Source organism: Streptomyces sp. RLB3-17 (assembly GCF_007113425.2).
GTDB lineage: Bacteria > Actinomycetota > Actinomycetes > Streptomycetales > Streptomycetaceae > Streptomyces > Streptomyces mirabilis_D.
Genome location: NZ_CP041610.2, coordinates 2,269,725 through 2,288,342 on the forward strand (window position 1 = coordinate 2,269,725; position 18,618 = coordinate 2,288,342).

Here is an 18,618-nt window from a genome sequence, read left to right on the forward strand (position 1 = left end):
GAGAACGGGTCCACGCCTCTCACGGTTCCAGTGCGCGACCCTGAGACATCCCTGAGGCGCTCCCCTGACTCACCCCTGAGACCCTCCGCGCTCACTCACCCCCTGAGAGCTTCCGCGACTCCTCGGTCCTGAGGGGTTCGCCGACCTCGTGCATGTGACGCAGGGCCTGCCGGTAGGAGTCGACGAGCCCGGTTTCCGCGTAGGGGATACCCAATTCCCTACAGTGTGCGCGCACCAGCGGCTGGGCGATCCTCAGATGGGGGCGGGGCATGCTGGGGAACAAGTGGTGCTCGATCTGGTAGTTGAGGCCACCGAGGAACCAGTCGGTCAGGGCGGCACCGCGGACATTGCGGGAGGTGAGCACCTGGCGGCGCAGGTGGCCCCAGCGCTCGCCGTCCGGGTCGGGCATTTCCATGCCCTTGTGGTTGGGCGCGAAGGCCATGCCCAGGTGCAGGCCGAACAGTGCCTGGTGCAGCGCGGCGAAGGCCAGGGCCTTGCCGAGGGACATGGAGGTAAGCAGCAAGGTCGCGTATGCCACGACGTGGGTCACCAGCAGCAGTGCCTCCACCACCCGCTCACGCGGGGGCTGCCGGCGCAGGTCCTGGAAGCCGTGGACCTTCAGGGCGACGCCTTCCAGGAGAGTGAGCGGGAAGAAGAGCCAGGCCTGGTTGCGGGTGAGCCAGCGCCGGAAGCCCACCCGGACCTCGGCCTGCTCACCGGTGAAGACCAGGACGTCGGCGACGACGTCGGGATCCTTGTCGATGTGGTTCGGGTTGGCGTGGTGGCGGTTGTGCTTGTGGTTCCACCAGGAATAGCTCAGCCCGAGGAGCAGGTTGCCGTGGACCAGGCCGATCGCACGGCCGACCGGCTTGTTGCCGGTGATCTGCGCATGGCCCGCGTCGTGGCCTATGAAGGCCGTGCGGGCCGAGAACACGGCGAGCAGTGGGGCGAGGGCAAGCGCCCACCAGGAGTTGCCGATCAGGACGACACCCGTCACGACCGCGGCCAGAGCCAGCGCGTTCACGGTGATCGCGCGTGCGTACCAGCCGTGGCGCCGGTCCAGGAGACCCCGGGCCCTGACGGTGCGCAGGAGGGGCGCGAAGTCGCTTCCGGGGTTCTGCCCGACACCCGCCCCTGGAAGGTCTTCCACGACGGCTGTGGCGGTCTGGGACATGGCGGATCTCCGGTTTCTCAGGCAAGGGGCTGACCTGATGAAACGTACGAACCAGTGACCCTCGGCGACCATGACGCCACCACCCGCGTCCGTACTGAGGCCTTCCCCGTCCGTCGAAGGGGGGTTACGTACACCCCCGGCCCGGGGAGAGCCACCTCACGGTCCGGGCGTCCCCGCCCGGTGCACGCGGTGCTGTACCCTCGGCGACTCCGACCCAGTAGTCAAATTTGAGGAATGCGCCATCGCTGTGCAGAGAATTCCTGCGGCGACGCCCGCCGAGATCTCCGAACTGGCCCCATGCTGTGCCGTGTTCATGCCCGCCGATCCGTCCCGTACCGGAAGCGTCGCCTTCTGGCGGCCCGACGGCGACGTCCCACCCGCCGTGGCGTCCGGCGCCTTCGACGACCTGACCGTCGCGCTGCCCGGAGACGACGGTGTCGAGCTCGTGACCGTGCCCGCCGTCCTGCTCCCGGTGCGCGCCGCGCTGCCGGTCCTCACGCGCGCGCGTGCCGCCGCGCACGCACACCGAACAACCAAGTTCTGGGGCGCGGGCGCCGTGCTCGCCCTCCAACTCGCCGCACGCGGACTGCTGCTGCCCGGGCTGACGGCGAGCGACCACGACGCGTGGCGTGCCGGTCCGCTCCGGGCCGACGACCTGGAGCGCGTACGCGAACTCGCCGCGGCGATGCCGCCCGACGCGCACGCCGTACCGGTGGACGGCCGTGAGCCGGTGCGGCTGCCCGACCCCGAGCGGTTGCTGCGAGCCTTCCTCGACGCGGTCGCCGACGCGCTGCCCCGCTCCCCCGCCGCGTCGCCGGCCGCGGGAGGTGCGGCCTTCGCGGCGCCGGAGCCGCAGCATGTGCCGGAGCAACGCGCCTGGGCCGCCGACGTGGCCGCCGGGCACGACGCGGGCGTACGCGTCTCGCTGCGCGTCGAGGTCCCTGGGCTGGCGTCGGTCGGGGCGGACGAGACGCGGCTCCCGTTCCGCGGGGTGCTGCAGGTGCACAGCGTGAACGACCCGGGCCTTGTCGCGGACGCCTCCGCCGTCTGGGCCGGATCGGCGGCCTTCGGCCCGCGCGCGCGGATGGACGTCCTGCTCGCCCTGCGCCGTGCGGCCCGCGCCTGGCCCCCGCTCACCCCGTTGCTCTCGGCGACGGTGCCGGACGCCGTCGAACTCGCCGACGAGGAGGTCACCGAACTCCTCGGCGAGGGCGCCCGCCTGCTGGGGTCCGCCGGCGTCGACGTGCACTGGCCCAAGGAGTTGGCGCGCAAGCTGACCGCACGCGCCGTCGTCGGGCCGCCGGACGACGAGCGGAGTCCGGACAAGGTCGCGTCGGCCGCGCCCTCCTTCCTGTCCGCGGACGCGCTGCTTGCCTTCGACTGGTGGTTCGCGCTGGGCGATCAGCGACTCACACGACAGGAGCTGGATCGCCTCGCGGAGGCGAACCGCCCCATGGTGCGGCTGCGCGACCAGTGGGTCCTCGTCGACCCGCAGGAGGTGCGCCGTGCCCGGGCGCAACAGGACCGCAAGGTCACGCCCGTCGAGGCGCTGAGCGCCGCTCTGACGGGCTCCACGGAGGTCGACGGCCACAGGGTCGACGTACGGCCCACGGGGTGGCTGGCGACGCTGCGGGAGCGGCTCTCGGACCCGGAGGGACAGGAGCCGGTCGGGCAGCCCGCCGCGCTCTCCGCGACGCTGCGGGACTACCAGGTGCGGGGCCTCAACTGGCTCGCCCGCATGACCTCCTTGGGACTGGGTGGCTGTCTGGCCGACGACATGGGCCTGGGCAAGACGATCACGCTGATCGCCCTGCATCTGCACCGGCAGACCGACACGTCGGCCGCGGGCCCCACCCTCGTGGTCTGTCCGGCCTCCCTGATGGGCAACTGGCAGCGCGAGATCGAGAAGTTCGCGCCCGGCACGCCGGTGCGCCGTTTCCACGGCTCGCGGCGCAGTCTGGAAGGCCTGGTGGACGGGGAGTTCGCGCTCACCACATACGGCACGATGCGGCTCGACGCGCCGCGACTGGCCGCGGTGCCGTGGGGCATGGTCGTCGCGGACGAGGCGCAGCACGTGAAGAACCCCTACTCGGCGACGGCGCGGGCGTTGCGCACCGTCGGCGCACGCGCGCGCGTGGCGCTCACCGGCACGCCGGTGGAGAACAACCTCTCGGAGCTGTGGGCGATCCTCGACTGGACGACGCCGGGCCTGCTGGGGAGTCTCGGCTCCTTCCGGACGCGTTACGCGCAGGCCGTCGAAGGCGCTCAGGATCCGGCGGCGGCCGAGCGGCTCAACCAGTTGGTGCGGCCGTTCCTGCTGCGGCGGCGCAAGTCGGACCCCGGTATCGCCCCCGAGCTGCCGCCGAAGACCGAGACCGACCGTGCCGTCTCGCTCACCAAGGAGCAGGCGGGTCTGTACGAGGCGGTGGTGCGTGAGACCCTCGCGGAGATCTCGGGCGCGGACAGCATGACGCGACGCGGTCTGATCGTGAAGCTGCTCACCGGGCTGAAGCAGATCTGCAACCATCCGGCGCAGTTCCTCAAGGAGGACCGGCCGAAGATCCCGGGCAGGTCCGGGAAGCTGGAGCTGCTGGACGAGCTGCTCGACACCATCCTCTCCGAGGGAGCGAGCGTTCTGGTCTTCACGCAGTACGTGCGGATGGCGCGCCTCATCGAGCGCCATCTCGCGGTGCGCGGCGTCGCGACGCAGTTCCTGCACGGCGGGACGCCCGTCCATGAGCGCGAGGCGATGGTGGAGCGCTTCCAGGCGGGCGAAATCCCTGTCTTCTTGTTGTCGTTGAAGGCCGCGGGCACGGGCCTGAACCTGACGCGGGCCGAGCACGTCGTGCACTACGACCGCTGGTGGAACCCGGCCGTGGAGGCGCAGGCCACGGACCGCGCGTACCGCATCGGCCAGACCCGGCCCGTGCAGGTGCACCGACTGATCGCCGAGGGGACCATCGAGGACCGCATCGCCGAGATGCTGCGGCGCAAGCAGCGGTTGGCCGACGCGGTCCTCGGCGCCGGAGAGGCGGCGCTCACGGAGCTGACCGACGCCGAACTGGCCGACCTGGTGGAGCTGCGAGGGGACGCACGATGACGGATGGGAACGAGGAGCGTACGTTCGCGGCGCTGCCGCCCGCACAGGGGCAGGGCTTCGCGCAGACGTGGTGGGGCCGGGCCTGGCTGAAGGCGCTGGAGGACGCGGCGCTGGACTCGGAGCCGGTGAAGACGGGGCGCAGACTCGCGCGTACGGGGGCGGTGGGCGCCGTGTCGGTACGGCCGGGGCGCGTCACCGCCGTCGTTCGGGACCGGGACGGCACCGCACACCGCTCGGACGTGCTGCTTCAGGAACTGTCCGGGGAGCAGTGGGACCGTTTCCTGGACATGGCGGTCGAACGGGCCGGGCATGTCGCGGCGCTGCTCGACCGCGAGATGCCCCCGCATCTGGTGGAGGACGCGGCGGCGTCGGGAGTCGAGCTGCTTCCGGGTTTGGGTGACTTGGAGGCCGAGTGCGACTGCGGGGCCTGGGACCACTGCGGGCACACCGCGGCGCTCTGCTATCAGATGGCGCGGCTGCTCGACCAGGATCCGTTCGCCCTGCTGCTGATGCGCGGCCGCGCCGAACGCACGTTGCTGGACGAGCTTCAGGCGCGCGGCAGCGCGACCGCGAAGAATCGGCCGGACGCCCCGGAACCCGCTCCGCAGGGCGTGGACGCCGGCGAGGCGTACGCGGCCGGGGACATCCTGCCGCCCCTGCCCGCTCCTCCGGTACTGCCCGAGGTGCCCGGCCGGCCGCCCTCCCTGGACACCGAGGCCGCGCCCGCGCCCGGCGTCGACCCGGCCGCCCTGGAGTTCCTCGCGACCGCGACCGCGGCCGAGGCGCACCGGCTGCTCGCCGAGGCACTCAGTCCGACTCACGGCCAGGAGGCACCGGCCGAGTTGACAGTTGGGCAGGACGCGGTCCGGCTTGCGGCGCTGGCCCCCGAGGGTGCGATCGTCGAGCGGCTGGCCGACGGCTCGGGGCGCGACCGGCAGGAACTGGCGCTCGCCGTACGCGCCTGGCACCACGGAGGTGTCGTCGCGCTGGCCGTGCTGGAGGACGAGTGGGCCGTGGAGGCGGAGGCACTCACACGCGCGCGTGCCGCCCTGGAGGCGGCCTGGGACGAGGGCGAGCGGCCGCGACTGCGTGCCACCCACAACCGCTGGACCGCCGTTGGGAGGCCTGCCCAGCTGCGCCTGGGGCGTGACGGCCGATGGTGGCCGTACCGCAAGGAGCGGGGCCGTTGGACGCCCGCGGGGCCGGCGGCGGGGGATCCGGCCACCGCCTTCGCGATGGCGCAGGGAGACCCGGGCGGCGACCCGATGAGTGGTTGACGCCCCACGTTCACCTCGAAGTCGTACGACGTTCCGCGCAGCGGCCAACTCTGGCCGCTGTCAACGAACTTGTGCCTCAGGAGGCCCGATGTCCCCGCATGCCGTCGGCCGGCGCCACATCCACCGAACCGTCGCCGCGGGTGTACCGCTCGCGATGCTGGCCGCCCTCGTGGCGGTCGGCACCGCGAACGCTCAGGGCTACCCGTCGCAGCCGAGGGTCACACGCACCGCGACCCTCGGCGACATCCCTCTGGCCACGTTCAGCAACGCGCTGCTGCCCGGCACGGTGGGCGACGACCGGGGCGTGGACCTCGGTGGGATCGGCAGCGACATCTACCCGGCCGGGCGCCGGGGCGAGTTCTGGACGGTCACCGACCGCGGCCCCAACGGGCAGATCAAGGTCGACGGCAAGAAGCGTCGCACGTTCCCGGTGCCCGGCTTCGACCCGGCGATCGTGAAGATCAGGGTGTCCGGCGACGCCGTGAAGGTGCTGGACGCGCTCCCGATCACCACATCGTCCGGGAAGCCCGTCACCGGGTTGTCCAACCAGGCGGGGCGCGACGAGGCGCCGTACTCCTATGACGCGCAGACCCCCCTCACGTACAACCCGAACGGCGTCGACACCGAAGGCATCGTCCGTTCCGCGGACGGCAGTTTCTGGCTCGTCGACGAGTACGGTCCCTCGTTGATCCATGTCTCCGCGCGCGGGAGGGTCCTCACGCGCTATGTGCCCAAGGGACTGAACCTGACCGGCACCGACTACCCGGTGGTCGAGGCGCTGCCGGCCGTCCTGCTGCACCGGAAGACCAATCGCGGCTTCGAAGGTCTCGCCCAGCTTCCCGGCGGCGACCTGGTGATGGCCGTGCAGAGCCCGCTCTCCCTGCCGAACGGCGACGCGGGAGACGCCTCGCGCACGACGCGGCTGCTGCGCTTCTCCCCGAAGAAGCGGGCCGTCACCGCCGAGTACGCCTACCGCTTCGACCCAGTGAACGTGGTCGACCCCAGCGAGGACGACACCTCGGAGCTGAAGATCTCCTCCGTGGTGGCCATCGGCCGTGATCGGCTGCTGGTGGAGGAGCGCACGGACAAGGCGGCACGGTTGCAGGTGGTGGAACTCACGCGCCGCGTGAACATCCTCGGTGGTCCCTGGGACAGCGACACGACGTCCCCCTCTCTGGAACAGCTCGACGATCCGGCCGCCTCCGGCGTCCCGGTGCTCGCCAAGCGTCTGGTCGTGGACCTGGGAACGGTCGCGGGGGTACCCGGAAAGATCGAGGGCGTCGCGCGCGTGGACCACGACACACTCGCGCTGATCAACGACAACGACTTCGGGATGACCGACGGGGCGGGCGCGTTCGACGCGCAGGGCCGCCTGGTGGACAGCGGTATCGAGACGACGGTCACCTACGTACGACTGCCGCACGGGATCTGACCTCAGGATCCCTTTCGTCGGGCACGCGTGCGTGCGTCGCGAACGGCGTCCACGCGCGCGTGCCCATCACCTCAGTTGCTCACGGCAGCGCGCCGTTCCCTAGGTCGGGAGGAGCGACTGCAGGTCGCTCGGCAGGATGCTGCGCAGATCACTCGGCAGCTCCGAGGGCAAGGACGAAGGCAGGGACGAGGGCAGGGACGAAGGCAGCTCGCTGGGCAGCTCGGACGGAATGCTCAGCGACGGGGACGACGATCCCTGCGTGCCGCCACTCTCGGTGGACCCCTTCTTGTCGGGCGTGTCGCTGCCGCCGCGGACCATCAGCACCACGGCGACGACAGCCACAACGGCCACGAGCGCGGCGAGCGCGAGGAACAGCGGGGTGCGGCGCCGCCCCCTACCAGGGCCTCCCGGACCGCCGGGAAATCCAGAGGGAGGCTCGGGACCGTCACCCCCCGGAGGGGGGCCGTAGCCCTCGAAAGGGGGACCTTGGTCTCCCGGAGGAGGCCCAAAGCCTCCGGGCGGCGGGCCGAAGCCACCGTTTCCCGGAGGGGGAGTGTTTCCTGGCGGCCGGGGAGGCTGGGGCGGTAAGGGCGGGGTGGCCATACCGTCAAGACTCGCCTCGAACCGGTCATGGGGCGACCCCTGTGCCGAAGTTGATACGGACTCATGCCGTGGATCGCATGATTCCGGAGCATGCCCCGCCGGGTCCGCGCAGCGAGATGTGAGGCCCGGCCCGCCAGGAGACGGGCCAGACCTCACCGGGGCACGATCAGCCCCGCGCGCCCAGCAGGTGGTCCATGGCGAGCTGGTCCAGCCGCTCGAAGGCCATCCCGCGCGCCGCGGCCGCCTCCACATCGAACTCCTCGAAGGCCGCACGGTCCGCGAGCAGCCCCGTCAGGCCGTCCGCCGCGGTGGGCTGCGCCAGTTCGTCGAGGCGCGACGCGCGCAGCGCCTCCTGGACCTCGGGGTCGGCACGGAAGGCGGCCGTACGCTCCCGAAGGATCAGGTAGTTGCGCATGCAGCCCGCTGCCGACGCCCACACCCCGTCGAAGTCCTCGGTCCGCGGGGGCTTGAAGTCGAAGTGCTTCGGGCCCGCGTACCCGGCGCTCTCCAGGAGGTCGACCAGCCAGAACGCGGAGCGCAGGTCACCGGCACCGAAGCGCAGGTCCTGGTCGTACTTGATGCCGGACTGGCCGTTGAGGTCGATGTGGAAGAGCTTGCCTGCCCACAGGGCCTGCGCGATGCCGTGCGGGAAGTTCAGCCCGGCCATCTGCTCGTGGCCCACCTCGGGGTTCACGCCGTACATTTCCGGGCGCTCCAGGCGCTCGATGAAGGCGAGCGCGTGGCCGACGGTGGGAAGCAGGATGTCGCCGCGCGGCTCGTTCGGCTTCGGCTCGATCGCGAACTTGAGGCCGTAACCCTGGGAGATCACGTACTCACCGAGGAGGTCGAAGGCCTCCTTCATGCGGTCGAGGGCGACGCGCACGTCCTTGGCGGCGCCGGACTCGGCACCCTCACGGCCGCCCCAGGCGACGTACGTCTGCGCGCCGAGTTCGACCGCGAGGTCGATGTTGCGGATCGTCTTGCGCAGCGCGTAGCGACGCACGTCCCTGTCGTTCGCGGTGAACGCGCCGTCCTTGAAGACGGGGTGCGTGAACAGGTTGGTGGTGGCCATCGGCACCCGCATGCCGGTCGCGTCCAGGGCCTGGCGGAAGCGCTTGATGTGCGACTCGCGCTCGCTGTCCGAGGACCCGAAGGGAATCAGGTCGTCGTCATGGAAGGTCACACCGTGGGCGCCGAGCTCGGCCAGGCGCTGTACCGACTCGACCGGGTCCAGGGCGCGCCGGGTGGCGTCGCCGAACGGGTCCCTTCCCTGCCAGCCGACGGTCCACAGGCCGAAGGTGAACCTGTCCTCGGGGGTGGGCTGGTAGTTCATGCCGCGGCTCCTTGCTAGCTCCGACTATTTCGTCATGGCGGTTAACAAATTAGTATGCGGAGGCATCTCTGGGAAGAGACGAAATGCGAAACCTGGGCCACACCGGTCCGCAAACCCCATCACCAGGACAGATCCCGCGGAGCCGCGGAAGAGGGAGAGCCCGATGTCAGCAGCCGAGGGTCCGCTCGTCGTCGGGGTGGACACATCCACCCAGTCCACCAAGGCCCTGGTCGTCGACGCCTCGACCGGACAGGTGGTGGCGAGCGGGCAGGCGCCGCACACCGTCTCCACCGGGGCGGGCCGCGAGAGCGACCCGCGGCAGTGGTGGGACGCGCTCCGCGAGGCGCTGCACCAGTGCGGCGAGGCGGCCCACGAGGCCGCCGCGGTGTCGATCGGCGGCCAGCAGCACGGGCTCGTCACCCTCGACGCCCACGGCGATCCCGTACGCCCGGCCCTGCTCTGGAACGACGTGCGCTCGGCGCCACAGGCCCGTCGGCTGGTCGAGGAGCTGGGCGGCCCGAAGGCCTGGGCCGAGCGCACCGGCAGCGTGCCCGGCCCCTCCTTCACGGTCACGAAGTGGGCCTGGCTGGCCGAGCACGAACCCGACGCCGTCCGAGCGACCGCGGCCGTACGGCTGCCCCACGACTACCTCACCGAACGCCTCACGGGAGAGGGCACGACCGACCGCGGCGATGCCTCCGGTACCGGCTGGTGGGCGTCCGGTACGGAGAGGTACGACGAAGAAGTCCTCGCGCACGTCGGACTCGACCCGGCGCTGCTCCCCCGTATCGCCCAGCCCGGCGAGGTGGCCGGAACCGTGCACGCCCGCGATGAGCTGCCCTTCTCCAAGGGCACGCTGGTCGCCGCGGGCACCGGCGACAACGCCGCCGCCGCGCTCGGCCTCGGTCTGCGCCCCGGCACCGCCGTACTGAGCCTCGGCACCTCCGGCACGGTGTACGCCGTCTCGACACGGCGCCCCGCCGACCCGACCGGCACCGTCGCGGGCTTCGCCGACGCACGCGGCGACTGGCTTCCGCTGGCCTGCACCTTGAACTGCACGCTCGCCGTCGATCGAGTGGCCGCGCTGCTGGGCCTCGACCGCGAGGCGGTCGAACCGGGCGCCGGCGTGACGCTGCTCCCCTACCTGGACGGCGAGCGCACCCCGAACCTGCCCCATGCCTCGGGGCTGCTGCACGGCCTCAGGCACGACACGACGGGCGGGCAGCTGCTGCAGGCGGCGTACGACGGCGCGGTCCACTCGCTCCTCGGCGCCCTCGACCTGGTGCTCGACCCGGACGCGGACCGCTCCGCGCCGCTGCTGCTCATCGGCGGGGGCGCCCGGGGAACGGCCTGGCAGCAGACCGTACGCCGGCTGTCGGGACGTCCGGTCCAGGTGCCCGAGGCCAAGGAACTGGTCGCGCTGGGCGCCGCCGCGCAGGCCGCGGGCCTGCTGACCGGCGAGGACCCGGCCGCGGTGGCCCGCCGTTGGGGAACGGCCCACGGGCCGGTGCTCGACGCCGTGGACCGGGACGAGGAGACGCTCGCCAGGATCGCCGGGGTACTCTCCGACGCGGCCCCGCTCCTGGAACGGGAACCGAACAAGGACTGAGCGCGCACTGAACGAGCACTGAGCGAGCACTGACGAGGACAGCCCCCAGTGGGACCGGCCGGACGAGGACTGACGGAGGCATGACCGCACCACTGCACGAGGCCCACCCGACCGGTTCCGGCCGTCGACTGCCCGACACCCAACAGGGCATGCGCCGCCGCAACCTCTCCCGTGTCATGCACACCGTGAGCGCGGAGGGGCCGCTGTCGCGTGCCGCCGTCGCCTCGCGCATCGGTCTGACGCGGGCGGCGGTCTCGACGCTGGTGGACGAGCTGATCCGCTCGGGGCTCCTCGAAGAGCTGGGCCCCGAGCGGCCCGGACGGGTGGGGCGACCGGGATCGGCACTCGCCGTCAGCGGGCGCGGTCCCACCGGGATAGGCGCGGAGGTGGGCGTCGACCATCTGGCGGTGTGCGCCGTCGATCTGCGCGGTACCGTACGGGCGCGGGCGGTGCGGCACGGCACGAACCGCGGGCGGCCGCCCGAGCCGGTGCTCCAGGAGCTGACCGCGCTGGTGCGGCAGGTCGTCGCCGAGGCCGAACGGGAGGGCCTGTGGCCCGCGGGCCTCGCGGTCGCGGTGCCCGGCCTGGTGGCCCGCGACGACCGGACCGTGGTCCGTGCCCCCAACCTCGACTGGCATGACACGGATCTCGGCGCGCTGTTGCCCGGGGACCTCCCGCTGACCGTGGACAACGAGGCGAACTTCGGCGGTCTGGCGGAACTGTGGCTCGGCGATGCCACCCCACGTGACTTCCTGCATGTGTCCGCGGAGATCGGCATCGGCGCGGCCGTGGTCGTGGACGGACGGTTGCTGCGCGGAACCCGCGGTTTCGCAGGCGAGCTGGGGCATGTGCCGGTGTGGCCGGACGGGCCTCCTTGCCCGTGCGGCGGACGGGGCTGCCTCGAGCAGTACGCGGGTGAGGAGGCCGTGCTGCGCGCTGCCGGTCTGGAGCCGCGTGAGGACCGGGTCGGGCTGCTGGCCGAGCGTGCCGCCCGGGGCGACGCGGAGGTGCGGCGTGCCCTGCGCGACGCCGGGACAGCGCTCGGGATCGCGCTCACGGGCGCGGTCAACCTCCTCGATCCGGAGACGGTGGTGCTGGGTGGAGCGCTGTCCGGTCTCGCACCGTGGCTGCTGCCTTCGCTGGAGGGCGAGTTGGCGCGGCGCACGGCGGGCCCCGCCTGCGCCGTGTCCGTGTCACCCCTGGGGCCCGAGGGGCCACTGCTGGGGGCCGCCCACTCGGTGGTGCGGGCGGTGCTCGACGATCCGGCGGGGTTCGCGGAGCGGGCGTAGCGCGGTCATCGCGGCCATGACGGCCATGACCGCCATCGCAGCTGTCGCGGCCATCGCGGTCGACGACCCCGTGCCCAAGGTCCCTTTCCCCCTCACGGGTGACCGCGTTGTCCACAGTCCCCGAGTTGTCCACCGACGAACGCCGTGCCCTCCCGCCCAACCGGCAAGCGCCGTACCGTAATTCACGCGAGGCGCAGCCGTCGGGCCGATGGCCGGCTGTCCGGGCATTCGGGGGATCGGGGGGTTCAGATGTCGGAGGAGACGGTTCCAGGACTGCGGCGCGAGGCTGTTGGGCTGCGGGAGGTCCTGTTCCAGAGCATCACGGCCATGGCGCCGGCCGCGGCGGTCGCCGCGTCCATTCCGTCGGGCGCGGCCTTCGCGGGCGGCAGTCTGCCCCTTTCCGTGCTGATAGCCCTCGTCGCCTGCCTCTTCACCGCGTCCTGTGTGGCCGAGCTGGCACGACGGTTGCCCACCGCGGGCTCGGTGGCCACGTACGCGGCCCAGGGACTGCACCCGGCCGTGGGGTTCCTCGTCGGCTGGGGCTATGTGTTCGTCGAGGCGCTGGTGCCACCGCTGCTCCTCCTGCAACTCGGGTTCACCACCGCGGGCACACTGCATCAGGAATGGTCCTCCTACCCGGACGACCTGTGGTGGCCGTGGTCGCTCGCGGGCGCGGCAATCATCGCGGTCGCCGGATACTTCGGAGTGCGTGCCTCGGCCCGTTTCGGCACAGTCCTCGGCGTCTTCGAGGTGCTGGTCTTCCTCGTCTTCGCGATATGGCTGATCGCCAAGGCGGGGGGCGACAACACTCTGTCGGTGTTCGGGACCTCGCACACGGCCGAGGGGTACGAAGGCGTCAGTGGCGTGTTCGCGGGATCGGTCTACACGGTGCTGGCCTTCGCCGGATTCGAGGCGGCGGCGCCACTCGCCGAGGAGACGAAGGATCCCCGCCGGACCATGCACCGCGCGGTCCTCGGCGCGGCGCTGGGGATCGGTCTCTTCTACGTCCTCACCACGTACGCCATGTCGGTGTACTTCGGCCCCGACCGCCTTGGGGGCTTCGGAGCCTCCGGCGCGGCGTCCTGGGAAGGCGTGGCCCGCGCTTCCTTCGGAGTGTTCTGGGTGCTGGTGTTCCTGGCGGTGGTCAACTCCACGATCGCCAACGCCAACGCCTGCGCGACGGTCTCGACCCGTACGGCCTTCGCCCTGGCCCGGATCAAGGTGTTCCCGCGGCTCTTCGCGCACGTGCATCCGAGGCACCGATCCCCCGTCGCCGGCGTCGCCGCGCAGTGCGGCGTGGCGGTCGCGGCTGTGCTGGGCCTCGGTCTGTACTACGACCCCGTCACGGCGTTCCTGCTGCTCGCGACGGTGATCGTCACGGTCGTCATCGGCGTGTACATCGTGGTGAACCTCGCCTGTGGGGGCTATTTCCTGCGCCGCAGACGCGAGTTGCTCAAACCGGTGCGGCATCTGCTCTTCCCTCTGCTGGGCATCGTCGCCTTCGTGCCCGCGCTGCTGACGGCCGCTGGCCTGCCCGTCTTCGACTTCGTTTCCGAACTCACCGCGCCCGTTTCGTATGCGGGACCGGTTGTCGGAGTCTGGATGGCGGCCGGAGTCGTGGTATTGATCGTCCTGTCGCGCCGCCACCCCGGGCGCATAGCCGAGACCGCCCGTGTCCATCTCGACGAGACCTCGTCCTCCGAGTCCCCCGACCTTCGGCAGAACGGAGCCGTGCAGCCATGAGTGACCCCCGCATCCTGACCGTGCGCCCCGAACCGGGCGAGTACGCCTGGACGTTCGGCGGCGCGCCGCCCGTGGCACGCGTCGCGCCGGGCACCGTCCTCGATCTGTACACGGAGGACTGCTTCGCCGGGCGGGTGCGCTCGGAGAAGGACCTGGTGTCCGAGGTGTGCGAGTTCCCGTTCCTCAATCCGCAGACCGGCCCCTTCCATGTGGAGGGCGCGGAGCCGGGCGACACCGTGGCGGTGCACTTCGTGTCGATCGAGCCCGCTCGCGACTGGGCGGCCTCGACGACGGTCCCGCTGTTCGGCGCGCTCACCTCCACACACACCACGGCCACGCTGCAGCCTCCGCTGCCGGAGACCGTGTGGATCTGGCAGCTCGACCGGGAGCGGCGCACCGCCCTGTTCAGCGCCCGGGACAGCGACATCCGGATCGAGTTGCCCATGGACCCGATGCACGGCACCGTCGGAGTGGCGCCCGCGAACCTCGAGGTGCGCTCCGCGCTGGTGCCCGACGCGCACGGCGGGAACATGGACACTCCGGAGATGCGGGCCGGCGTCACCTGTTTCCTCGGGGTGAACGTCGAGGGCGCCCTGTTGAGCCTCGGTGACGGGCATGCCCGGCAGGGCGAGGGCGAGACATGTGGTGTGGCCGTCGAGTGCGCGATGAACACGGTGGTGATCGTCGAGTTGCTCAAGGGAGTCGCCACCCCTTGGCCGCGCATCGAGTCCGACACGCACATCATCTCGACCGGCTCGGCACGCCCGCTGGAGGACGCGTTCCGCATATCGCAGCTCGACCTGGTGCAGTGGTTGGTGCGCGACTACGGGTTCAGCGAGCTCGACGCCTATCAGTTCGCGACCCAGGCGGTCGAATCGCCGCTCGCCAATGTCTGCGACACCAACTACACGTGCGTCGCCAAGATCCGCAAGGAGTGGCTGCCCGCGCGCGAGACGCACCGCGGCCTGCACGCGCGACTGCGTGACACCGCCGCGACGCTGCGACGCTGAGCGCGGCTGACCCTCCCTCCCTATCATCGAAAGGCAACTCCCCCATGGAACGGGCCAGATCGTTCCCGAGCCGGCGACGCCTGCTCAAGGGCGGCGCCGCCCTCGCCGCCCTCCCCTACGCGTTACTTCCCGGCGCCAAGGCGAAGGCGGAGACGGCGGCCGTCGACTATCCGCTCGCCGAATGGGCACCGGCGAGCGCCTCCAACTACACGGCGTCCAGTCGGCCGACGGCCTATCCGCTCGACTACGTGATCATTCACGTCACGCAGGAGACCTTTCCCAGAACCGTGGCCATCTTCCAGAACGCCCAGAAGAAGGTGTCCGCGCACTACCTCGTGCGATCGGCCGACGGGCATGTCGCCCAGTGCGTCAGGGAGCGTGACATCGCCTGGCACGCGGGGAACTGGGACTACAACACCCGCAGCATCGGCATCGAACACGAGGGCTGGGTGGACCGGCCCGCCTATTTCACCAACGCGCTCTACGAGGAGTCCGCCAAGCTCACGGCCGCGATCTGCGCGAAGCACGGCATCCCCAAGGACCGGGCTCACATCATCGGCCACTACGAGGTGCCGGGCACCGACCACACGGATCCGGGGCCGAACTGGGACTGGACGCGGTACATAAAGCTCGTCAACTTCGCCTGACGGAGCGCCCGCCGCGGCTCCCCGACGACCCACGCCCATGTGAGCGCCGCATGAGGAGCTCCGTCACGGTGCTTGTCGGCGCCCGCTCCGGGAGTGACGATGGTCTCAGCCGCATCGCCTACCGGGAGGCCGGGTTGACCGAACCGTGGGTGGCCCTCGAACCAGGAGCCGATCCCGTCGAGCGGGTGCGGATAGTGCGCCGCGCGCACGAGGCGTTCACCGAGGCGGGCACGGTGCCGCGACCGGTGCGCTCCGTGGTGGCCGATTCCTGGCGGCGATCGGCACGGGCCGGTGTCGCACCGGACGGCACGGCACGGGTGGAGCTCACGGACGGCGACCTGGGCTCCTACCGGGCGGAGCATCCGCTGGCCCGGGTGATGCCGCTCTTCCGGGAGCTCATGGGGACGTTCGCGGCGGACGGCGAGCACCTTCTCGCGGTGTGCGACGCGCAGGGCCGGCTGTTGTGGGTCGAGGGGCATCCGGCGACGCGACGGCTGGCGGGGCGGATGAACTTCGTACCGGGCGCGCGATGGTCGGAGACCTCGGTCGGCACCAACGCGCCGGGAACGGCGGTCGCTGTGGACCGGCCGGTGCAGGTGTTCGCGGCCGAGCACTTCATCCGCCGGGTCCAGCCCTGGACGTGCGCCGCGGCGCCGGTGCACGATCCGCGCACGGGGCGGGTGCTCGGCGCGGTGGACATCACGGGCGGGGACGGGCTCGCGCATCCGCACAGTCTCGGTTTCGTGCAGGCGGTGGCGCGGGCCGCCGAGTCCCAGTTGGCACTGCTCGCACCGGCGGAAGCAGCGGCCGACACGGTCGAGCTGACCGCGCTCGGCCGCGACGAGGCCCAACTGGTGGCGGGCGGCCGGAAGGTCAGGCTCAGCCGCAGGCACAGCGAGATCCTGGTGCTGCTGGCAAGACACCCGGAGGGTCTCTCGGGCGACGAGCTGCTGTGCGCGCTGTACGAGGACGAGTCGGTGACACCGGTGACCCTGCGCGCCGAGCTGACCCGACTGCGCCGGCTGCTCGGCCCCGGCCTGCTGGGCTCGCGGCCCTACCGGCTCACGGCGCCGGTCGAGTCCGACGTGGCGGTCGTCGAACGGCGGCTCGGTACGGGTGCGGTCACGGCGGCCGCGGCGGCGTACGCCGGTCCGCTGCTGCCGGGTTCGGGGGCCCCGGCCGTGGTGCGGTTGCGGCGCCGCCTCGCCGACGGGCTGCGTACGGCACTCATCGCGCGTCGCGACCCCGACCTGTTGACGGACTGGGCGCGTGCCCCGTGGGGCGAGGACGACCTCGACGTATGGCGGGCGCTGGCCGCCGTACGCCCGACGGCGACGGTGCGGGCCCGGCTGGAGGCTCTGGAGCGCGAACAGGCCGCGCCACCGGGCCGACCGAACCCCGCGGGGCTCGCGGCGCGGGGCCGGTCGGTTGCCGGGCAGGGCCGACCTGCTTCGCCCGCAACGTCGTTGCAACGTCCGCGCTCCTAGCCTCGCGGCGAGAGCTGTCCAACGGCGGGCAGCGCTTCTCCGGGAGGCAGACCAGCATGACCCGTTACGCGGCGCCCGGCACCGAGGGCGCGATCGTCTCCTACCAGGCGCGTTACGACCACTTCATCGGCGGCGAGTACGTGCCGCCGGCTCGTGGGCAGTACTTCGAGAACCCGAGTCCGGTGAACGGACAGCCGTTCACGGAGGTCGCGCGGGGCACCGCCGAGGACGTAGAGCGCGCGCTGGACGCGGCGCATGCGGCCGCGCCCGGCTGGGGCCGCACCTCCGTCACCGCGCGAGGCGACATCTTGCTGAAGATCGCCGACCGGATGGAGGCGAACCTGGAGAAGCTGGCGGTCGCCGAGAGCTGGGAGAACGGCAAGCCGGTGCGCGAGACCCTGGCCGCCGACATCCCGCTGGCCATCGACCACTTCCGCTACTTCGCGGGGGCGATCCGCGCCCAGGAGGGTTCGCTCGGCGAGGTCGACGACGACACCGTCGCGTACCACTTCCACGAGCCGCTCGGGGTCGTCGCGCAGATCATTCCCTGGAACTTCCCGATCCTGATGGCGGTCTGGAAGCTCGCCCCGGCGCTGGCGGCGGGCAACGCGGTCGTCATCAAGCCCGCCGAGCAGACCCCGGCGTCCATTCACTACTGGATGAGCCTGATCGCGGACCTGCTCCCGCCGGGCGTCGTCAACATCGTCAACGGCTTCGGCGTGGAGGCGGGCAAGCCGCTCGCGTCCAGCCCGCGGGTGGCGAAGGTGGCGTTCACGGGTGAGACCACGACCGGGCGGCTGATCATGCAGTACGCCTCGGAGAACATCAAGCCGGTCACGCTGGAGCTCGGCGGCAAGTCCCCGAACATCTTCTTCGACGACGTCTGGGCGCAGAACGACGACTTCCGGGACAAGGCACTCGAGGGCTTCACGATGTTCGCCCTCAACCAGGGCGAGGTCTGCACCTGCCCGTCACGCGCGCTCATCCAGCGTGGTCACTACGGCGAGTTCATGGAGGCGGCGGTCGCCCGCACCGAGCTGATCAAGCCGGGCCATCCGCTCGACACCGACACGATGATCGGTGCGCAGGCCTCCAACGACCAGTTGGAGAAGATCCTCTCCTACCTGGACATCGGTCGGCAGGAGGGTGCCAGGATCCTCACCGGCGGCGAGCGTGTCGAGCACGACGGCGAGTTGAAGGGCGGCTACTACGTCCAGCCGACGATCTTCGAGGGTGACAACCGGATGCGGATCTTCCAGGAGGAGATCTTCGGACCGGTCGTCTCGGTCACGTCGTTCGACGACTTCGACGACGCCATCAAGACCGCCAACGACACGCTGTACGGCCTCGGGGCCGGCGTATGGACGCGCGACATCAACACCGCCTATCGCGCGGGCCGTGCGATCCAGGCGGGCCGGGTGTGGACGAACTGCTACCACGCCTACCCCGCGCACGCGGCGTTCGGCGGCTACAAGCAGTCCGGCATCGGACGCGAGACGCACAAGATGATGCTGGAGCACTACCAGCAGACCAAGAACCTCTTGGTGTCGTACTCACCGAAGAAGCTGGGCTTCTTCTAGACACCCCAAGAAAGGCGCCTGACCTGGGTTTTCCCCCGTCAGGCGCCTTTCGCTCAGCCCGCTCTCGACCGAGCCCGGCTTGGCGCGCGCCAACTCCCCATTCCTCCCACAGCCGCACCCCGCCTGACCAGTGCTTCCGGACCAGTCACAGACCAACCCCAAGCAGGTCCTCGCCACACAGCCCGGCCGAGCGCCTGCCTGATCAGAGCCGTTCCGTGCGTCATCCGGCAGGCCGAGCGTGGCGCCTCCAGGGACGCCCTTAGACGCCCTTAGACGTCCCGAGTAGATGTCCCGAGACATCCGGTTGATCATCGCCCTGCCGCGCCTTACGTCA

13 protein-coding genes are annotated in these 18,618 nt (G+C 71.4%); 10 read left to right on the forward strand and 3 right to left on the reverse strand.

Going from position 1 to position 18,618, the window contains the following annotated elements:
* Window positions 1-91 precede the first annotated feature (91 nt).
* The gene (locus FNV62_RS10660) at window positions 92-1,174 is read right to left on the reverse strand and encodes a fatty acid desaturase family protein (protein WP_143612761.1); all 1,083 of its coding nucleotides are present in this window, start codon (window positions 1,172-1,174) and stop codon (window positions 92-94) included.
* A gap of 247 nt (window positions 1,175-1,421) precedes the next feature.
* Here FNV62_RS10660 and FNV62_RS10665 point away from each other — a divergent pair, with 247 nt between their 5' ends.
* The 3 genes from FNV62_RS10665 to FNV62_RS10675 all read left to right on the forward strand — a co-directional run bounded on the left by FNV62_RS10665 (window position 1,422) and on the right by FNV62_RS10675 (window position 6,983).
* Window positions 1,422-4,274 carry a DEAD/DEAH box helicase gene (locus tag FNV62_RS10665; protein WP_143612762.1) on the forward strand — a complete coding sequence of 951 codons (2,853 nt, stop codon included), beginning with the start codon at window positions 1,422-1,424 and terminating at the stop codon, window positions 4,272-4,274.
* Window positions 4,271-5,551: an SWF or SNF family helicase gene (locus tag FNV62_RS10670; RefSeq protein ID WP_143612763.1), complete on the forward strand. Its 1,281-nt coding sequence runs from the start codon at window positions 4,271-4,273 to the stop codon at window positions 5,549-5,551. Before FNV62_RS10665 ends, FNV62_RS10670 begins: the two co-directional genes overlap by 4 nt.
* An 88-nt stretch (window positions 5,552-5,639) precedes the next feature.
* A complete protein-coding gene (locus FNV62_RS10675) occupies window positions 5,640-6,983 on the forward strand; it encodes an esterase-like activity of phytase family protein (RefSeq protein ID WP_143612764.1) in 1,344 nt (447 codons plus the stop codon).
* Window positions 6,984-7,082: 99 nt separating this feature from the next.
* On the opposite strand, the gene FNV62_RS54550 is transcribed toward FNV62_RS10675, so the two are convergent.
* Both FNV62_RS54550 and xylA read right to left on the reverse strand, forming a co-directional pair.
* Window positions 7,083-7,334: a hypothetical protein gene (locus FNV62_RS54550; protein WP_225900227.1), complete on the reverse strand. Its 252-nt coding sequence runs from the start codon at window positions 7,332-7,334 to the stop codon at window positions 7,083-7,085.
* 418 nt (window positions 7,335-7,752) lie between these two features.
* Window positions 7,753-8,919, reverse strand: a complete 1,167-nt coding sequence (gene xylA, locus FNV62_RS10685; RefSeq protein ID WP_143612766.1) for a xylose isomerase — start codon at window positions 8,917-8,919, stop codon at window positions 7,753-7,755.
* A 163-nt stretch (window positions 8,920-9,082) separates the two neighbouring features.
* Here xylA and xylB point away from each other — a divergent pair, with 163 nt between their 5' ends.
* The 7 genes from xylB (at window position 9,083) to FNV62_RS10720 (ending at window position 18,284) form a co-directional block, all read left to right on the forward strand.
* Window positions 9,083-10,528: a xylulokinase gene (xylB, locus tag FNV62_RS10690; protein WP_054228924.1), complete on the forward strand. Its 1,446-nt coding sequence runs from the start codon at window positions 9,083-9,085 to the stop codon at window positions 10,526-10,528.
* Window positions 10,529-10,608: 80 nt separating this feature from the next.
* Window positions 10,609-11,817 (forward strand): ROK family transcriptional regulator, encoded by a 1,209-nt coding sequence (locus FNV62_RS10695; protein WP_097283706.1) that lies wholly within the window; start codon window positions 10,609-10,611, stop codon window positions 11,815-11,817.
* Between the two features lie 249 nt (window positions 11,818-12,066).
* Window positions 12,067-13,560: an APC family permease gene (locus FNV62_RS10700; RefSeq protein WP_144315146.1), complete on the forward strand. Its 1,494-nt coding sequence runs from the start codon at window positions 12,067-12,069 to the stop codon at window positions 13,558-13,560.
* The gene (locus FNV62_RS10705; RefSeq protein WP_060895026.1) at window positions 13,557-14,570 is read left to right on the forward strand and encodes an acetamidase/formamidase family protein; all 1,014 of its coding nucleotides are present in this window, start codon (window positions 13,557-13,559) and stop codon (window positions 14,568-14,570) included. The genes FNV62_RS10700 and FNV62_RS10705 overlap by 4 nt, the downstream gene beginning before the upstream one ends.
* Window positions 14,571-14,614: 44 nt before the next feature.
* A complete protein-coding gene (locus FNV62_RS10710) occupies window positions 14,615-15,217 on the forward strand; it encodes an N-acetylmuramoyl-L-alanine amidase (RefSeq protein WP_097283708.1) in 603 nt (200 codons plus the stop codon).
* 134 nt (window positions 15,218-15,351) lie between these two features.
* Window positions 15,352-16,704 (forward strand): helix-turn-helix domain-containing protein, encoded by a 1,353-nt coding sequence (locus tag FNV62_RS10715; protein WP_144316453.1) that lies wholly within the window; start codon window positions 15,352-15,354, stop codon window positions 16,702-16,704.
* Between the two features lie 56 nt (window positions 16,705-16,760).
* A complete protein-coding gene (locus tag FNV62_RS10720) occupies window positions 16,761-18,284 on the forward strand; it encodes an aldehyde dehydrogenase family protein (protein WP_143607478.1) in 1,524 nt (507 codons plus the stop codon).
* Window positions 18,285-18,618: the final 334 nt, after the last annotated feature.